The sequence below is a fragment of the Vibrio floridensis genome, from assembly GCF_021852965.1.
GTDB lineage: Bacteria > Pseudomonadota > Gammaproteobacteria > Enterobacterales > Vibrionaceae > Vibrio > Vibrio floridensis.
Window position 1 is genome coordinate 320023 of record NZ_JAKGCY010000003.1, and the last position, 16797, is coordinate 336819.

Sequence of the window (16797 nt, forward strand, 5' to 3'; positions counted from 1 at the left end):
TTTGTAGTGAGCATATGGAACTCCTTTGTCCAGCAGGTAATCTTCCTGCTCTGAAAACCGCCATCGACTGCGGTGCCGATGCGGTGTATATCGGCTTTAAAGATGATACAAATGCCCGTCATTTCGCTGGACTGAACTTCAGCGGGAAAAAACTCGAGAAAGCGGTTCAATACGTCCACGATCACCAGAAAAAAATTCACGTCGCCTTGAACACGTTTGCGCATCCAGATGGCTTTGAGCGTTGGACAAATGCGGTCGATATGGCGGCGGCATTGGGTATCGATGCTCTGATCGTTGCCGACATCGCTGTGTTAGAATATGCAGCACGAAAATACCCTCACCTTGAACTGCATTTATCGGTTCAAGCCTCGGCCACCAATGTCGCAGCGGTCGAGTTCTATCAGCAGAATTTCAATGTTAAACGCGTTGTACTGCCGCGCGTATTGTCGATTCATCAAGTGAAGCAACTGTCACGCAATATCCCACAAGGGGTAGAGTTGGAGGTTTTTGCCTTTGGTAGCTTGTGCATCATGTCAGAAGGCCGCTGCTACTTGTCTTCCTATTTAACGGGAGAGTCTCCCAATACCGTCGGCGCTTGCTCACCCGCCAAATATGTGCGCTGGCAAGAAACACCAACGGGGTTAGAGTCACGTCTCAACAACATATTGATCGACAAATACGGTCATGGTGAAAACGCAGGCTATCCGACTCTCTGTAAAGGCCGCTTTGATGCCCACATAGAGGGGGAATCCAAACGCTACCACGCACTAGAAGAGCCAACCAGTCTCAACACGCTGTCGTTGCTGCCGGAACTGTTTGCTGCCAATGTCGCCTCGGTAAAAATCGAAGGGCGTCAGCGTAGCCCTGCCTATGTCGAGCAAGTGACTCGAACTTGGCGCGCGGCGATTGATCGTTACCAAGCGAATCCACAAGCCTACCAAGTGGAAGAGGCTTGGAATGCCGCACTGGCGAATGTCTCCGAAGGGACACAAACCACGCTCGGCGCTTATCATCGTCAATGGCAATAAGGATTCAAGGAAACAAGATGAAATACTCACTCGGTCCGCTACTTTACTTCTGGCCCAAGCAGAACGTTGAAGACTTTTACCATCAAGCGAAAAACAGCTCTGCCGACATCATCTATTTGGGGGAATCGGTCTGCTCCAAACGCCGTGAAATGAAACCCGCACACTGGTTTGAGTTAGCGAAAGAGCTTTCCGCTGCTGGCAAACAAGTCGTGCTTTCTACCATGGCACTGCTCGAAGCCCCAAGCGAAGTCAACGTGATGAAAAAGTACATCGATAACGGTGACTTTGCCATTGAAGCGAACGACGTATCGGCTATTCAACTGGCGTTTGAAAAGCGAGTTCCCTTTGTTGTTGGCCCAGCAGTCAATACATACAATGCGCACACACTTAAATTGTTTCTTAAACAAGGAATGATTCGTTGGTGCATGCCTGTCGAGCTGTCTCGTGAATGGCTGCAAAATGTATTAATCCAATGCGATGAAGTGGGCATTCGCAACCAATTTGAAGTGGAAGTCTTTAGTCATGGCTATTTGCCGCTCGCCTATTCCGCACGCTGCTTTACCGCCCGTGCAGAAAACAAAGCCAAAGACGACTGTGAAACCTGCTGCATCAAATACCCAACGGGCATTCAAGTGCACAGCCAAGAAGGCCAAGCGGTATTCAATCTCAATGGCATCCAGACGCAATCTGGTTACTGCTACAACCTGATTAACGATCTCCCTGCCATGCAAGGATTGGTGGATGTGGTGCGTGTCAGCCCATTAGGGTTAGAGACATTGACGACTGTCGATCAATTTCGTGCCAACGAACAAGGTGCACAGCCGCGCCAAATCGAAGACCGTCAATGCAATGGCTACTGGCACCAAATTGCAGGCCTAGAGGTGAAAAATCTCTAGCTTTATCCCGTTCAAACAACAAAGAGGGCTTGCGCCCTCTTTGTTCTCTTACCGTTCTATTTCCCTACTCTTCGATGTTCTTCCATATATCTACGCTTCAACCCACTGATTTTTAAGCATTCGCTTAATATCGCGCCATAGCATAACCGCCACCACTAAGGTCAGCGCAATGTTTGATAATGGGAAAGCCAGCCAAACCCCGGTAATACCGAGCAATTTAGGCATAATGAAGAGAAACGGCAGTTGCACCATCATATTGCCAATGCTGACAAATAACGCCTTTCCACCACGATTCACCGATTGATAATAGGCCGCTGTCACCACCAGAAAGCCATCTAAGAACATGGCAAACATATGGAGTCGTATCCCCGTAATGGTGTGCTGAGTCAGTTCAGCGTCGTTCGCATTAAATACCGCCACCACTTGCTCAGGGAATAGATTCAGTAAACCAATAAACACCATGCCCGTCAGCACCGCAGAGCTCATCGCAATTTTGAGTAACTTTTTGATATTGTCACTGTGTCCAGCGCCATGATAGAAACTCGCCAATGGCTGCATACCATTAGCAATTCCTTCGGCAATCAAATAATAGACAACAATGATGTAACCAAGGATCGCATAAGCCCCCACCAACACTGGGCTACCATAGCTCAACAACAAGCTATTGTGCAGCGCCACCATCATGGAGCCATAGGCGTACATAAAGAAGCTTGACGTCCCAATAGCGAAAACTTGTGGCAACAAACGCCATTGAAACGAGAAATTGCGCTTCGACAAACGCAGTTTGGCTTTGCGTGAAAAAAAGTATCTGAGCCCCACCAGCAGCACCACCATTTGAGCCAATGCTGTGGCGATTGCCGCCCCCGTTAACTGCCACTGCAATAGACCGATAAACAGGTAGTCGAGAACGATATTGGTGATCGCGCCCAACACCATCAGCATCGTCGCCAAATTGGGACTACCATCATTGCGCAGCAAAATCGGCATGGCGATCGAGCCCAAGGTGAACAAGCAAGAAAACACCAATACGTCGAGATACTGTAAGCCGAGTTGGAACACCTCTCCTTGCGCGCCTTGCAAACGCAGAAAGTCATCCGCAAAGCACCAGAGCAAAATCGACACCACAGGGCTCATCAGCAGCAACAGTACCAAGCCCGTCGACAACACGGCTTGCGCTTTTTGCGGCTGTTTCTCACCAAGTCGCATAGAAGCCAGCGCGCCTGTTCCTACTCCCACCATTAAACCGATACCCAAAATAGAGCCAATCAGTGGCCACGCCACATTAATCCCCGCAAGCCCTGCTGCACCGACGTAATGGCCAATAAAAATACCATCCACCACTTGATATAAGCCGTTCACAAGCATGGCGGCAATGGTCGGTATGGTATAGCGCCAAAATTGGCGATAAATGGAGACGTTCATCTAGGAAAACTCAAACAGAACAATGAAAACTAGAACTTGATTTGGCGGGCGCTAAAAGAAACCCTCGAGCATCATCAATGTCGAGGGTGGTTCACTGGCGAAGTGACAATGCCTATGGCGTACTTTTTGTTTGTGCCTTAGCCAGTCGCTCCGACTGAAGTTGCTGATATATATGCCCAAGTTCTAAAAACGCGTAGCGATGCTCAACGTACTCATAAACATTGAAAGAGATCGCTAACTTATACAATGAGATCGCATTGGCAAAGTCGCCTTTCTGCTGGTAGCGCTTGGCAAGATAGAAATAGACTTCGGTTAAACGCTGCGCCAATAGCACATTTTCACGAGATGCATCAATGATCGCTTTGAACGCTTGTTCCTCAGACACTTGCTCACCCATCAACGCAACCAGCACCCATCCCCACTCTTCACTGCGCTGTTGATAGCGACTCAGTAAATCCGCCTTGGCTTGAACAGGATCGAGATCCGATTCAATGATGTAAAGCCAAAGCACACGAAACGGATCTTGCGGATCATCTTGATAATGCTTCTGCATCTCTTCTTTCGCCAGATCCAAACGGCCACCGTAATAGAGTGCAATAGCACGATTGCGCTCTGCATAACTATTGCTTGGGTCGAGCTCTAACGTTGAGTCGAATGCTTCGTAAGCGGCATCATATTCACCCACTTGTGTGAAATAGACGCCCAATAAATTGAAGATATCTGGTTGTGCAGGATTTAATTGCAGAGACTGATTAAAATCGAGTCTGGCTAAATCACGCAAACCGACACTGTCATAGTAGTTGCCACGTTCGTAATGCATTTTCGCACGAACTTCATCACTGAGATCGGTGCGTTGCAGCAATTGTGACAAACGCGCAATTTGCACCTCTTGCTGAACACTCGCCTGCAATGGCACTGCCATTGGCGGATACACCCACTGACTCTTGTTGCCACTGGTGGTTGATGCACAGCCTGTTGTCGCCAACGCGATGCACAGACTAACGGTTTGAAACCATTTCACTAAAAGGCACTCCTGTGAAGACTGCGAAAATAAAAAGGGGAGCTCAATGCTCCCCTTTATAACATGCTTTCAGGCTTTTAAGCGAGAAAAGCCCTAGACAAGTATGTGTCAACGTGAAGATTACTCTTCTTCTGCCGCTGGCGCTTCTGCTTCAACTGGCTTTTCTACCGCTTCTTTCATGCTTAGACGAACGCGGCCTTGGCGGTCGATTTCAAGTACTTTAACTTGAACTTCTTGACCTTCAGTTAGGTAGTCAGACACTTTCTCGACACGCTTGTCAGCGATTTGAGAAATGTGAACAAGACCATCTTTACCTGGAAGAATCGTTACGAATGCACCAAAATCCGCTAGGCGAGCTACTTTACCTGTGTAGATTACGCCCACTTCAACTTCAGCGGTGATCTCTTGAATACGACGGATCGCTTCTTTCGCTGCCGCACCTTCTGTTGCTGCAATCTTGATAGTACCGTCATCTTCGATTTCGATGGTTGTGCCTGTCTCTTCAGTTAGAGCACGGATCACTGCGCCACCTTTACCGATAACGTCTTTGATCTTGTCTGCGCTGATCTTCATCGTGTGGATGCGAGGAGCGAATTCAGAGATATCGTCACGAGCACCAGAGATAGCTTGATCCATCACAGATAGGATGTGCTTACGCGCGCCTTGAGCTTGGTTAAGCGCAATTTGCATGATCTCTTTTGTGATACCTTCGATCTTGATGTCCATTTGAAGTGCAGTGATACCAGTAGAAGTACCCGCAACTTTAAAGTCCATGTCACCTAGGTGGTCTTCGTCACCAAGGATATCTGAAAGAACAACAAAATCGTCGCCTTCTTTAACCAGACCCATTGCGATACCAGCAACAGAAGCCTTGATTGGCACACCAGCGTCCATAAGCGCTAGAGAAGTACCACATACAGAAGCCATTGAAGATGAACCGTTAGATTCTGTGATTTCTGAAACAACACGTACTGTGTATGGGAACTCATCGATTGATGGCATCACTGCAGCAATACCACGCTTCGCAAGTTTACCGTGACCGATTTCACGACGCTTCGGAGAACCGACAAAACCCGTTTCGCCTACACAGTATGGAGGGAAGTTGTAGTGTAGTAGGAAGTAATCTTTCTTCTCACCCGTTAGCTCGTCGATGATTTGCGCATCACGTTGAGTACCTAGCGTCGCCGTTACGAGCGCCTGAGTCTCACCACGAGTGAATAGTGAAGAACCATGAGTACGTGGAAGAACGCCAGTACGTACATCTAGTGCACGAACCATGTCTTTTTCACGGCCATCGATACGTGGGTTGCCAGCAATGATGCTACGACGCACAACAGTCTTCTCAAGATCGTGGAAGATAGTGTGAATTTCTTTTGCATCTGCTTCTGGATCTTCAGCAAGGATAACTGCATTAACTTCTGCCGCAATCTCATGGATACGGTCGTAACGAGCCATCTTTTCAGTAATTTTGTAAGCTTCAACAAGTTTCGCTTCTGCTAGATCTGCCACTTTCTCGTTAAGAGCTGTGTTCGCTTCAGGAGCAACCCAGTTCCAAGATGGCGTCGCAACTTCTGCTGCGAATTCGTTGATCGCTTTGATCACTGCTTGTTGTTGGTCGTGACCAAATACCACTGCAGATAGCATTTCTTCTTCAGTTAGGTTGTCAGCTTCTGACTCAACCATTAGCACTGCAGATTCAGTACCCGCAACCACAAGATCTAGACGAGATGCGTTTAGTTCAGTATTGCTTGGGTTTAGTACAAGTTGACCGTCAATGTGACCAACACGTGCCGCGCCGATAGGACCGTTGAATGGGATACCAGAGATAGCAAGCGCTGCAGAGGTACCAATCATTGTTGGGATATCTGGTTGTACGTCTGGGTTAACAGACACTACCGTAGCGATAACTTGTACTTCGTTATTAAAACCCTCTGGGAATAGAGGACGAATTGGGCGGTCGATTAGACGTGCAGTCAGCGTTTCACCTTCAGAAGGACGGCCTTCACGCTTGAAGAAACCACCTGGGATTTTACCTGCAGCGTAAGTACGCTCTTGGTAGTTTACGGTTAGAGGGAAGAAGTCCTGACCTGGAACTGCTTCTTTCTTACCGACAACAGAAACAAATACTGCAGTGTCATCCATAGTAACCATAACAGCAGCGGTTGCTTGACGTGCGATAACGCCAGTTTCTAGAGTAACCGTGTGGTTACCGTACTGGAACGTTTTAACAACTGGTTTTTCGAACATTGTTATTCCTTGTTCTAAGCGAGGCTTAGATGAGTTATCAGATGTCCATGCATTACGAATCGCGACTAGTAAAAACAGGCTTACAGAGAATAGAAACAGAAGTCACTTTCAGTCCCCAAGGTTAGAGAAACCCACTTTTAATAGTCGCGACCTTTAGGTCGACGAGGTTGACTGTAATGCGATGAACGATATCGTCATTTCCACTAAGGAAATGACCGACCGTAGTATAACGGCTTGAAAACGATTTGGCTAAATTTAGCGTACAAAAAAGGGGCATATAGCCCCTTTTTCAACAAACTGTGCTATGCAGTCACTAATTAGCGACGTAGGCCTAGACGTTTGATTAGGTCTTGGTAGCGAGCTAGATCTTTACCTTTTAGGTAGTCTAGAAGCTTACGACGACGAGAAACCATGCGTAGAAGACCACGACGGCTGTGGTGATCGCCTTTGTGCGCTTGGAAGTGACCTTGTAGGTGGTTGATAGAAGCAGTTAGTAGTGCTACTTGTACTTCTGGTGAACCAGTGTCGCCTTCGCCACGTGCGTAATCAGCAACGATTGCTGCTTTAGTTTCTGCATTCAGAGACATAATTCTCTCCTAATAAGAGTAGGTTAATATTTGTGCCAGCCAATCTCTGATTCAGCCGACACGAGGAGCGCGAATTATAGGGAATATTCTCCCTTTGAGCAATACAAAAATACCGGCCTCTGTGCCGGTATTTTTATTTATGCTCTGCTTCGCTACTCTTCGTCGCGAAAAACCACCAAACGTTTTGGTGCAATTTTCCCATCGCGATTCATTTCACCGACACCGATAAAGCGTCTTTCTTCACCCATGGTCAGTCTGAGTTGGCCTTCTGTAGGCGCACCCAAGACTTGAACAGCTTGGCCATGCATCACCATATCGGCTAGATCCGCGATCAGATTCACTTCTGGCAAATCTTCAACTGCGGTATCCATCGGCATCAGCAGTGGATCCAACACCTCACGTGGTGCAACACCATCACGATTGGCGTTATCAACCAATTCATTAAGCTGCTCTAAGGTCACCATGTTTTCATAAGGGTATTTTGCAACACCTGTACGACGTAGCATGGTTACGTGGGCACCACAGCCAAGCATTTCACCTAGATCGTCGACGATTGTGCGAATGTAAGTACCTTTTGAGCAATGCACTTCCATTTCCACTTCCTCGCCTTCAAAGCGGTGAAGAGTGATCTCATAGACGGTTATCTTACGAGACTCACGTGGCACCTCAATGCCTTTACGTGCATATTCATATAAAGGCTTACCTTGATATTTCAATGCTGAGAACATCGAGGGTACTTGATCAGATTCGCCACGGAATTTCGCAATACACGCTTCTAGGGTCTCAAGCGTCACGTTAACAGGGCGAGTTTCCACTACGTCACCGTCAGAATCTGAGGTGTCGGTGCGCTCACCTAGCTTGGCAATCACTCGATAGCGTTTGTCTGAGTCGAGCAAGAACTGAGAAAACTTTGTCGCTTCACCAAGGCAGATTGGCAACATACCCGTCGCCAAAGGGTCAAGCGCGCCTGTATGGCCGGCTTTTTCAGCGAAGTAAAGACGTTTTACTTTTTGCAAAGCATCGTTAGATGACATTCCTGTTGGTTTATCTAATAAGATAACACCATCAATCGGGCGACCTTTACGACGACGAGCCATTACTCTTCGTCCTCACGACCTGCATCTTTTTGCTTGAGTTTGTCTTTGTTAACCACTTCCGTTACTAGGTTTGACATGCGCATACCTTCAACCAAAGTGTTGTCATAATAGAAGCGAACTTCTGGCGTTAGACGAAGACGGATACGTTTACCCAACATCATGCGAATATGCACTTCGTGTTCACGCAGCGCGGCAAGACAAGATTCAGGGGTTTGCTCGCCAATGCACAGGAAGGTAACAAACACTTTCGCATAAGCGAGGTCACGTGAGACTTCCACATCAGAAATCGTCACCATGCCCAAACGAGAATCACGAACTTCACGCTGAAGGATCATCGCAAGTTCTTTTTGCAGCTGCTGTGAAACACGCTGCGTGCGGCTAAAATCTTTTGACATATCTTTTCTCTTATATAGAAAGAATGGGGGGTGGATATCCCAACCCCCCATGGCGTATTCAACAACCTACTATTGCCCGTTATCGGCAATTTTAGTCAATTAATCGATAGTACGCTTGATCTCAATCGTTTCGAATACTTCGATTTGGTCACCAACGCGAACGTCATTGTAGTTCTTAACGCCGATACCACACTCGTAGCCATTCTTAACTTCTGCAACGTCGTCTTTAAAGCGACGTAGTGACTCAAGCTCACCTTCGTAAATTACAACGTTATCACGAAGTACACGGATTGGTGCGTTACGCTTGATCAGACCTTCAGTAACCATACAGCCAGCGATTGCGCCAAGCTTAGGTGACTTAAATACGTCACGAACTTCAGCCAGACCAATGATCTCTTGTTTGAATTCAGGCGCAAGCATACCGCTCATCGCTTGTTTCACTTCGTCAATCAATTGGTAAATGATTGAGTAGTAACGTAGATCAATGCTTGCCGCTTCGATAGCACGACGCGCAGAGGCATCAGCACGAACGTTAAAGCCCAAGATGATCGCGTTAGACGCTTCAGCCAGAACCGCATCAGTCTCAGTGATACCACCAACACCAGAGCCCACAATGTTCACTTTCACTTCTTCAGTTGAAAGTTTTGTTAGTGAGTCTGCGATAGCTTCAACAGAGCCTTGTACGTCCGCTTTCAGTACGATGTTCAATTCTGCAACATCACCAGCCGCCATGTTAGAGAACATGTTCTCTAGTTTAGACTTCTGTTGACGAGCCAGTTTCACTTCGCGGAACTTACCAGCGCGGTAGTTAGCAACTTCACGTGCTTTACGCTCATCACGAACCACAGTCGCTTCATCACCTGCCGCTGGAACGCCAGAAAGACCTAAGATCTCTACAGGGATTGATGGACCAGCTTCGTTAACTTCGTTACCGATTTCGTCACGCATCGCACGTACACGGCCATACTCTTGACCACATAGAACGATATCGCCTTTACGTAGCGTACCAGATTGAACAAGTACAGTTGCAACAGGACCACGACCTTTATCAAGGCGAGATTCCACAACCACACCAGAAGCCATACCTTCTTTCACTGCTGTTAGTTCTAGAACTTCAGCTTGAAGAAGGATTGTCTCAAGTAGTTGATCAATGTTAGTACCTTGTTTCGCAGAGATGTGAACGAACATGTTCTCACCGCCCCACTCTTCAGGCATTACGTTGTACTGAGATAGCTCGTTCTTAACGTTGTCTGGGTTTGCTTCTTCTTTATCGATCTTGTTCACTGCAACAATCAGTGGAACACCCGCCGCTTTCGCGTGCTGAATTGCTTCTACAGTTTGTGGCATTACACCATCGTCTGCCGCAACAACAAGAACAACGATATCCGTCGCTTGAGCACCACGAGCACGCATTGCGGTAAACGCCGCGTGTCCAGGAGTATCTAGGAAGGTGATCATGCCGTTTTCAGTTTCAACGTGGTATGCGCCGATGTGCTGAGTAATGCCGCCCGCTTCGCCAGATGCAACGTGAGTACGACGAATGTAGTCAAGCGTTGACGTTTTACCATGGTCAACGTGGCCCATGATGGTTACAACAGGAGCACGTGGTACCGCTTCAAACATGTTGTCACGATCAGAAAGTACCGCTTCTTCAAGCTCGTTTTCTTTGCGTAGGACAACTTTATGACCCATTTCTTCAGCAACAAGCTGCGCTGTTTCTTGGTCGATAACTTGGTTGATGGTTGCCATAGCACCCATCTTCATCATCACTTTGATAACTTCTGTCGCTTTTACCGACATCTTGTTCGCAAGTTCTGAAACAATGATCGTTTCACCAATCACAACGTCTGATTTCGCAACAACTGCGCTCTTATCAAAACCGTGTTGCATTGATTTAGGCTTAGAAAGTTTGCCTTTACGGCCACCCTTTCCGCCACGTTGTACACGTGGGCCACCACGCTCATCATTTTCGCTCGCTTTAGCAGAAGATTTAGTCTTCTTCTTACGGCGACGAGCTTCTTCTTCTTTACGATCTGCTTCATCTTCGGCTTCACGTGCATATTGTGAAGTCGTTACATGGTAATCTGTATCTTCCATATCACCCTTATTCTCTTCTGCAGCAGACCAACGCTCTTTATTCTTTTCAGCCATCTCGCGAGCTTCTTCAAGCTTGCGCTGACTTTCCTCTTCAGCCTTACGCTTAGCTTCTTCTTCCTGACGACGTTTTAGCTCTTCGGCCTCTTTTCGCGCTGCTTCTTGCTTAACTTTTTCTTCAACGTCACGTTTTGCTTTACCTTCAGCATCACGTTTCGTTTTCTCTTCTGCATTACGATCAACCGATTTCTCAGCTTCACGTTTTGCGGCTTCTTCAGCTTCACGTTTTGCTTTTTCTTCAGCTTCACGTTTCGCTTTTTCTTCAGCTTCACGTTTCGCTGCTTCTTCGGCCGCACGTTTTGCTGCTTCTTCAGCTTCACGTTGCGCCGCTTCTTCAGCTTCGCGTTTTGCTTCGTCTTCGATTGCACTACGTTTCACGTAGGTACGTTTTTTGCGCACTTCAATCTGAACATCTTTACTCTTACCGCCGCCAGCATTAACACTTAGCGTGCTGCGTGTTTTACGCTGTAGAGTCAAACGAGTTGGTTCGGTCTCACCTGAAGTGTCACCGTGCTCTTTTTTCAGATGAGTCAACAGTTTCTGCTTCTCTTCATCTGATACTTGATCTGAACTCGATTTTTTCATGCCTGCATCAGCAAGTTGTTCCAATAAGCGGTCAACTGGCGTACCAATTTCTTCACTCAGTGCTTTAACTGTAAGTTGTGTCATGCCGCTTCCTCCCCTTGCTGAATATTATGCTTCTTCTCCGAACCAACAGATATTACGCGCTGCCATGATCAACTGACCGGCACGCTCTTCTGTTAGACCGTCGATACCTTCTAAATCATCGATGCCTTGGTCTGCTAGATCTTCCAGTGTCGAAACACCTTTAGCAGCCAGTTTGAAGGCCATATCACGTTCAAGACCTTCAAGGCTCAGCAGATCTTCTGCTGGCTCTACGCCTTCAAATGACTCTTCACGAGCAAGTGCAATTGTCGTTAGCGCGTCTTTCGCGCGGCTACGAAGTTCTTCAATTAGGTCTTCATCCAGACCTTCAACTTCTAATAGCTCATTAACTGGTACGTATGCGACTTCTTCTAGTGTAGAGAAACCTTCCTCAACCAAAAGTTGTGCAAAGTCTTCTTCAATATCCAGATACTTCATGAAGTTTTCGATTGACGCTTGAGACTCTTCTGCGTGTTTCTTTTGCAGATCTTCAACCGTCATTACGTTGAGTTCCCAACCAGTTAGCTGAGAGGCAAGACGTACGTTTTGACCATTACGACCGATAGCTTGAGCCAAGTTACCCGCCTCAACTGCGATATCCATCGAGTGTGCATCTTCATCAACGATGATGGATGCAACATCCGCTGGTGCCATCGCGTTGATAACGAACTGAGCCGGGTTATCGTCCCAAAGCACGATATCGATACGCTCGCCGCCAAGCTCACCAGAAACCGCCTGAACACGAGCACCACGCATGCCAACACACGCACCCACTGGATCGATACGTCTGTCGTTGGTTTTCACTGCAATTTTGGCGCGAGAACCAGGATCGCGTGCAGCCGCTTTAAGCTCAATGATCTCTTCTGCGATTTCAGGCACTTCAACTCGGAATAGTTCAGCAAGCATTTCTGGTTTAGAACGCGTGATGAATAGTTGGAAGCCACGTGCTTCTGGCGCCACTTTATAAAGAAGACCACGTACACGGTCACCCGGACGGAAGTTTTCACGAGGTAGCTGATCGTCACGTAGGATTACCGCTTCCGCGTTGTTGCCTAGATCAAGAACAACTGTTTCACGGTTTACTTTTTTCACAACGCCAGTAACTAGGTCACCTTCGTTGTCAATAAACTGCTCAACGATTTGTGCACGTTCCGCTTCGCGAACTTTTTGCACGATAACCTGTTTCGCGGTTTGTGTGGTGATGCGGTCAAACGTGACTGACTCAATCTCTTCTTCAATAAAGTCACCAAGCTGGACAGATTCGTCGTCGTAGTTGGCAGCTTCGAACGAAATTTCTTTCGTTGGGTTTTCAACTTCGTCAACCACCAACCAACGACGGAATGTCACGAACTCGCCCGTTTTACGGTCGATTGCAACACGAACATCAATTTCGATTTCGTATTTTTTCTTAGTCGAAGTCGCTAGAGCAATCTCCAAAGCTTCAAAGATACGCTCACGAGGTACCGCTTTCTCGTTCGATACCGCTTCTGCTACCGCTAGAATTTCTTTACTCATTTAATTAGCCTCTAATCTGAAAATTTTTTCAGGAACTAAAATTTAGGGATAAGGTTAGCTTTGGATATGTTGCTCAAAGCAAAGTCTTCTTGCTGTCCATCAACAGTCAGCGTGATCGTCTCACCATCAACAGAATGAATTTCGCCTTTCCATTTACGACGGTTGGCGACAGCCATCTTCAGTACAACATTGACTTCTTGGCCAATGAACTGCTCGTAATGTGCAGGTTTAAAAAGTGGTCTGTCTAAACCTGGTGAAGAAACCTCTAGGCTATAAGCCACTGAAATTGGATCTTCTACGTCCAAAACCGCGCTCACTTGGTGACTTACTTCAGCACAGTCATCAACAGTGATGCCATTTTCGTGGTCAATAAAGATACGCAAGGTTGAGTGCTCACCAGCACGAATAAATTCTAATCCAACCAACTCATAACCTGATGCAACAACGGGTGCTTCAAGCATCTCTGTCAGTTGTCTTTCTAAACCAGTCATTCAAACCACTCCAGAAATAAAAAAAGGGCTCAGAGCCCAATAAAAAAACCAAGCAAGATCTGAACACTGACTGTTTGATACAGAGAGAAATTCAGATAACAAAAAACCCCGAAAGTCGGGGTTTTTTGTTGCTGGACCCTGATACGTTAAATAACTTTGTCACTAAAATGACTAACTTATTTAACTTGTAGTGTGGTTAGCACTACCAAACTTGCATCCAATCTAAAATTGGTTGCGGGGGCCGGATTTGAACCGACGACCTTCGGGTTATGAGCCCGACGAGCTACCAAGCTGCTCCACCCCGCGTCCGACTAGCTGAGCATTATACGCTCAACACAGCTATTTACAAGTTTGTAAAACAATGGTGCCGAGAGAGGGACTCGAACCCTCACACCATAGGCGCTAGCACCTCATGCTAGTGTGTCTACCAATTTCACCATCTCGGCAAATTCAAAGCTTTCGCTTATTGAGGAATCTCATCTGACTGAGCAGGAGTTTCACTCGTGCTATCTTGAACCTGTTCAATAACTTGACCTTGTGTTGGGTCAATCCACTGAGACTCAGTTTTATGTGTAGACATACGACCAAGAGTCAAGCTCACGATAAAAAATACTGTTGCTAAAATAGCAGTTGTTCGGGTTAGGAAATTACCTGAGCCGCCAGCACCAAAAACTGTGTTTGATGCACCTGCTCCGAACGAGGCTCCCATATCTGCGCCTTTACCTTGCTGAATCAACACAAGGCCAATTACACCAAGCGCTGCCAACAGGTAAATCACAAGTAGAACGCTAAACATTTTTCCACCTATGTTCCAAATTGTTGAGCCAGCGCCGTTCTCACGTCCCAATTAGACACTCAAGAACAAGGCTAGCATCCTCCTAACTGAAGGCCGAGCAATACTAACGAAAGGTGTCATTCATGACAAGCGAAAAATACAAAAAAAAGAACACAATGCACTGAACGGTCAAAAAAGGGGCAAAATATCAATTTTAACCGAAAAAAAGAGCTACTTTCAAAGTAGCTCCTTTCACATTCTAGAAGATAAGCTTGTGATAATTTAGCAGTTGTCTTTCACTGCTTGTGCAATTTTAAGTGCGCTGTTTTGTACAAGTTCACTATCTTCGCCTTCTACCATCACACGAATTAGTGGCTCGGTGCCTGATTTACGCAGTAGAACTCGACCTTTTGTGCCTAGTGTTGTTTCGACTTCTGCTACTGCATGTTTCACCGCGTCCGCTTCTAATGGGTTGCTATCGCCAGTGAATCGTACGTTTTCTAATACTTGCGGGTACAGGCTCATACCTTTAGAAAGCTCATTTAGGGAGAGTTCGCTACCAACTACCGAAGCAAGAACTTGTAGCGCGGCTACAATTGCATCCCCCGTCGTCACTTTATCCAATAGGATAACGTGACCAGAGTTTTCAGCACCAATTCTCCAACCTTTCTCCAACAGTTTTTCCATCACATAGCGATCGCCAACCGCAGCGCGTACAAACGGAATGCCCAGTTGTTTTAATCCGTTTTCCATACCAAGGTTTGTCATTAGGGTGCCTACGACGCCCCCTTTTAGCTCACCACGACGCAATGCATCTCGCGCAATAATATAAGCAATTTGGTCGCCGTCGATTTTATTACCTAAGTGATCGACCATGATAATTCGGTCACCATCGCCATCAAACGCCAAGCCTAAATCGGCCTTTTCGTCGAGTACACGTGCCTGAAGAGCGCGGACATCGGTCGCACCTACCTCATGGTTAATGTTCGTTCCATTTGGTGTTACGCCCATAGCAATCACATCCGCACCAAGCTCGGTAAATACGCTCGGGGCGATATGGTAGGTGGCACCATTTGCACAATCGACAACGATTTTAAGTTTTGACAAGCTAAGGGCGGAAGGGAAAGTACTTTTACAAAACTCGATGTAACGTCCTGCTGCATCATTGAGGCGCGTCGCTTTACCCAGTTCGGCAGATTCAACACACTCTATCTCTTTATCGAGTTCTGCTTCAATTGCGAGCTCAATATCATCGGGTAATTTAGTCCCTTCGGAAGAGAAAAATTTGATGCCATTGTCATAATATGGGTTGTGTGAAGCAGAAATCACGATGCCTGCTTCCGCACGAAATGTTTGTGTCAGGTAAGCGACAGCGGGTGTCGGCATTGGACCGGTAAATGTTGCTTTTAACCCCGCAGCAGCCAGACCCGCTTCGAGTGCAGACTCAAGCATGTAACCGGAAATACGAGTATCCTTACCGATAATAACTTTTTTGGTTCCTTGCTTCGCCAAAACGCGACCTGCAGCCCAGCCAAGTTTTAGTACAAAGTCGGGAGTAATAGGATACTGACCTACTTTTCCACGAACACCATCTGTACCAAAATAACGTCTTTTATCCGACATATTTATTCCTTCTTATATTCTTATTTAACTCAGATATTTTTATGCATCATTTGAATGACTCGCATCGCTTCAACGGTTTCTTCAACGTCATGAACACGAATGATCTGAGCGCCTTTCATAGCAGCAATCGTCGCACATGTTACACTAGCCACCATGCACTCTGCAGGCTTTTTGTCCAGTAATTTAAAAACCATCGATTTACGAGACATGCCCGCTAAAATAGGCAAACCTAATTGCTGAAACACCTCTAAATGCGCTAACAAATGATAATTGTGTTCAATGGTTTTGCCAAAACCAAACCCAGGGTCAAGAATGAGCAGCTCTTTCGCAATACCGACCTCTTGACAGGCTGCAACACGCTCTTCCAAAAATTCGCTAACTTCTTTTAACACATCTTGATAGCTTGGGCTGTGCTGCATGCTTCGAGGTTGGCCTTGCATGTGCATCAGGCAAATCGGGACTTGGGCTTTTGCTGCAACCGCAAGGGCCCCTGGCTCCTGCAAAGCACGGACATCATTAATCAAATCGACACCGGCGGCTATCGCTTGCTCCATCACTTGCGCTTTACTGGTATCAATTGAAATCCACACATCGTATTTTTCACGAATTGCCTTAATGGCAGGAATTACACGTTGAAGCTCTTCCTCCACTAAAACCTCTGGTGCCCCAGGACGAGTAGACTCCCCCCCGATGTCTATAATACTCACTCCGGCTTTGATCATTTTTTCTGCTTGAGCAAGGGCAGCCGCGGGGGCATTGAACTTTCCTCCATCAGAGAAGGAGTCAGGCGTGACGTTTAGAATCCCCATGACAACAGGGGTAGAGAGGTCTAAAGATTTGTTGTTTGAATATAGAATCATATTTAAAACACAAAAACCCC

Annotated in this window: 14 protein-coding genes and 2 tRNA genes; 2 read left to right on the top strand and 14 right to left on the bottom strand. The window is 46.7% G+C overall.

Annotated elements, in window-relative coordinates; all coding sequences use genetic code 11:
- Positions 1-14: 14 nt before the first annotated feature.
- Positions 15-1028, top strand: coding sequence for a ubiquinone anaerobic biosynthesis protein UbiU (gene ubiU, locus LZU85_RS07760; RefSeq protein ID WP_011151067.1), 1014 nt, complete (start codon positions 15-17; stop codon positions 1026-1028).
- Between the two features lie 17 nt (positions 1029-1045).
- Positions 1046-1924 carry a U32 family peptidase gene (locus LZU85_RS07765; protein WP_419795963.1) on the top strand — a complete coding sequence of 293 codons (879 nt, stop codon included), beginning with the start codon at positions 1046-1048 and terminating at the stop codon, positions 1922-1924.
- Positions 1925-2014: 90 nt separating this feature from the next.
- Here the strand turns inward: LZU85_RS07765 and LZU85_RS07770 are convergent, their stop codons facing one another.
- The 14 genes from LZU85_RS07770 to folP form a co-directional block, all read right to left on the bottom strand.
- Complete coding sequence (locus LZU85_RS07770) at positions 2015-3346, bottom strand: MATE family efflux transporter (RefSeq protein ID WP_237286829.1); 1332 nt, start codon at positions 3344-3346, stop codon at positions 2015-2017.
- Between the two features lie 112 nt (positions 3347-3458).
- Positions 3459-4367 carry a lipoprotein NlpI gene (gene nlpI / locus LZU85_RS07775; protein ID WP_237286830.1) on the bottom strand — a complete coding sequence of 303 codons (909 nt, stop codon included), beginning with the start codon at positions 4365-4367 and terminating at the stop codon, positions 3459-3461.
- Between the two features lie 120 nt (positions 4368-4487).
- The gene (pnp, locus tag LZU85_RS07780) at positions 4488-6614 is read right to left on the bottom strand and encodes a polyribonucleotide nucleotidyltransferase (protein ID WP_011079626.1); all 2127 of its coding nucleotides are present in this window, start codon (positions 6612-6614) and stop codon (positions 4488-4490) included.
- Positions 6615-6931: 317 nt separating this feature from the next.
- Positions 6932-7201, bottom strand: coding sequence for a 30S ribosomal protein S15 (gene rpsO, locus LZU85_RS07785; RefSeq protein WP_011079620.1), 270 nt, complete (start codon positions 7199-7201; stop codon positions 6932-6934).
- A 152-nt stretch (positions 7202-7353) separates the two neighbouring features.
- A complete protein-coding gene (truB, locus tag LZU85_RS07790) occupies positions 7354-8298 on the bottom strand; it encodes a tRNA pseudouridine(55) synthase TruB (protein WP_176298911.1) in 945 nt (314 codons plus the stop codon).
- Positions 8298-8693, bottom strand: a complete 396-nt coding sequence (gene rbfA / locus LZU85_RS07795; RefSeq protein ID WP_080536620.1) for a 30S ribosome-binding factor RbfA — start codon at positions 8691-8693, stop codon at positions 8298-8300. The genes truB and rbfA overlap by 1 nt, the downstream gene beginning before the upstream one ends.
- A 99-nt stretch (positions 8694-8792) precedes the next feature.
- Positions 8793-11516, bottom strand: a complete 2724-nt coding sequence (gene infB, locus LZU85_RS07800) for a translation initiation factor IF-2 (RefSeq protein ID WP_176298912.1) — start codon at positions 11514-11516, stop codon at positions 8793-8795.
- Between the two features lie 24 nt (positions 11517-11540).
- The gene (nusA, locus tag LZU85_RS07805) at positions 11541-13028 is read right to left on the bottom strand and encodes a transcription termination factor NusA (RefSeq protein WP_176298913.1); all 1488 of its coding nucleotides are present in this window, start codon (positions 13026-13028) and stop codon (positions 11541-11543) included.
- A gap of 35 nt (positions 13029-13063) precedes the next feature.
- The gene (gene rimP / locus LZU85_RS07810) at positions 13064-13519 is read right to left on the bottom strand and encodes a ribosome maturation factor RimP (RefSeq protein WP_176298914.1); all 456 of its coding nucleotides are present in this window, start codon (positions 13517-13519) and stop codon (positions 13064-13066) included.
- 229 nt (positions 13520-13748) lie between these two features.
- A tRNA-Met gene (locus LZU85_RS07815) sits at positions 13749-13825 on the bottom strand.
- A 56-nt stretch (positions 13826-13881) separates the two neighbouring features.
- Positions 13882-13965 (bottom strand) — tRNA-Leu (locus LZU85_RS07820).
- 17 nt (positions 13966-13982) lie between these two features.
- Positions 13983-14315: a preprotein translocase subunit SecG gene (gene secG / locus LZU85_RS07825; RefSeq protein WP_176299189.1), complete on the bottom strand. Its 333-nt coding sequence runs from the start codon at positions 14313-14315 to the stop codon at positions 13983-13985.
- 261 nt (positions 14316-14576) lie between these two features.
- Positions 14577-15917 carry a phosphoglucosamine mutase gene (gene glmM, locus LZU85_RS07830; RefSeq protein WP_176299190.1) on the bottom strand — a complete coding sequence of 447 codons (1341 nt, stop codon included), beginning with the start codon at positions 15915-15917 and terminating at the stop codon, positions 14577-14579.
- A 29-nt stretch (positions 15918-15946) separates the two neighbouring features.
- Complete coding sequence (gene folP, locus LZU85_RS07835; RefSeq protein WP_176299191.1) at positions 15947-16777, bottom strand: dihydropteroate synthase; 831 nt, start codon at positions 16775-16777, stop codon at positions 15947-15949.
- Positions 16778-16797 lie beyond the last annotated feature (20 nt).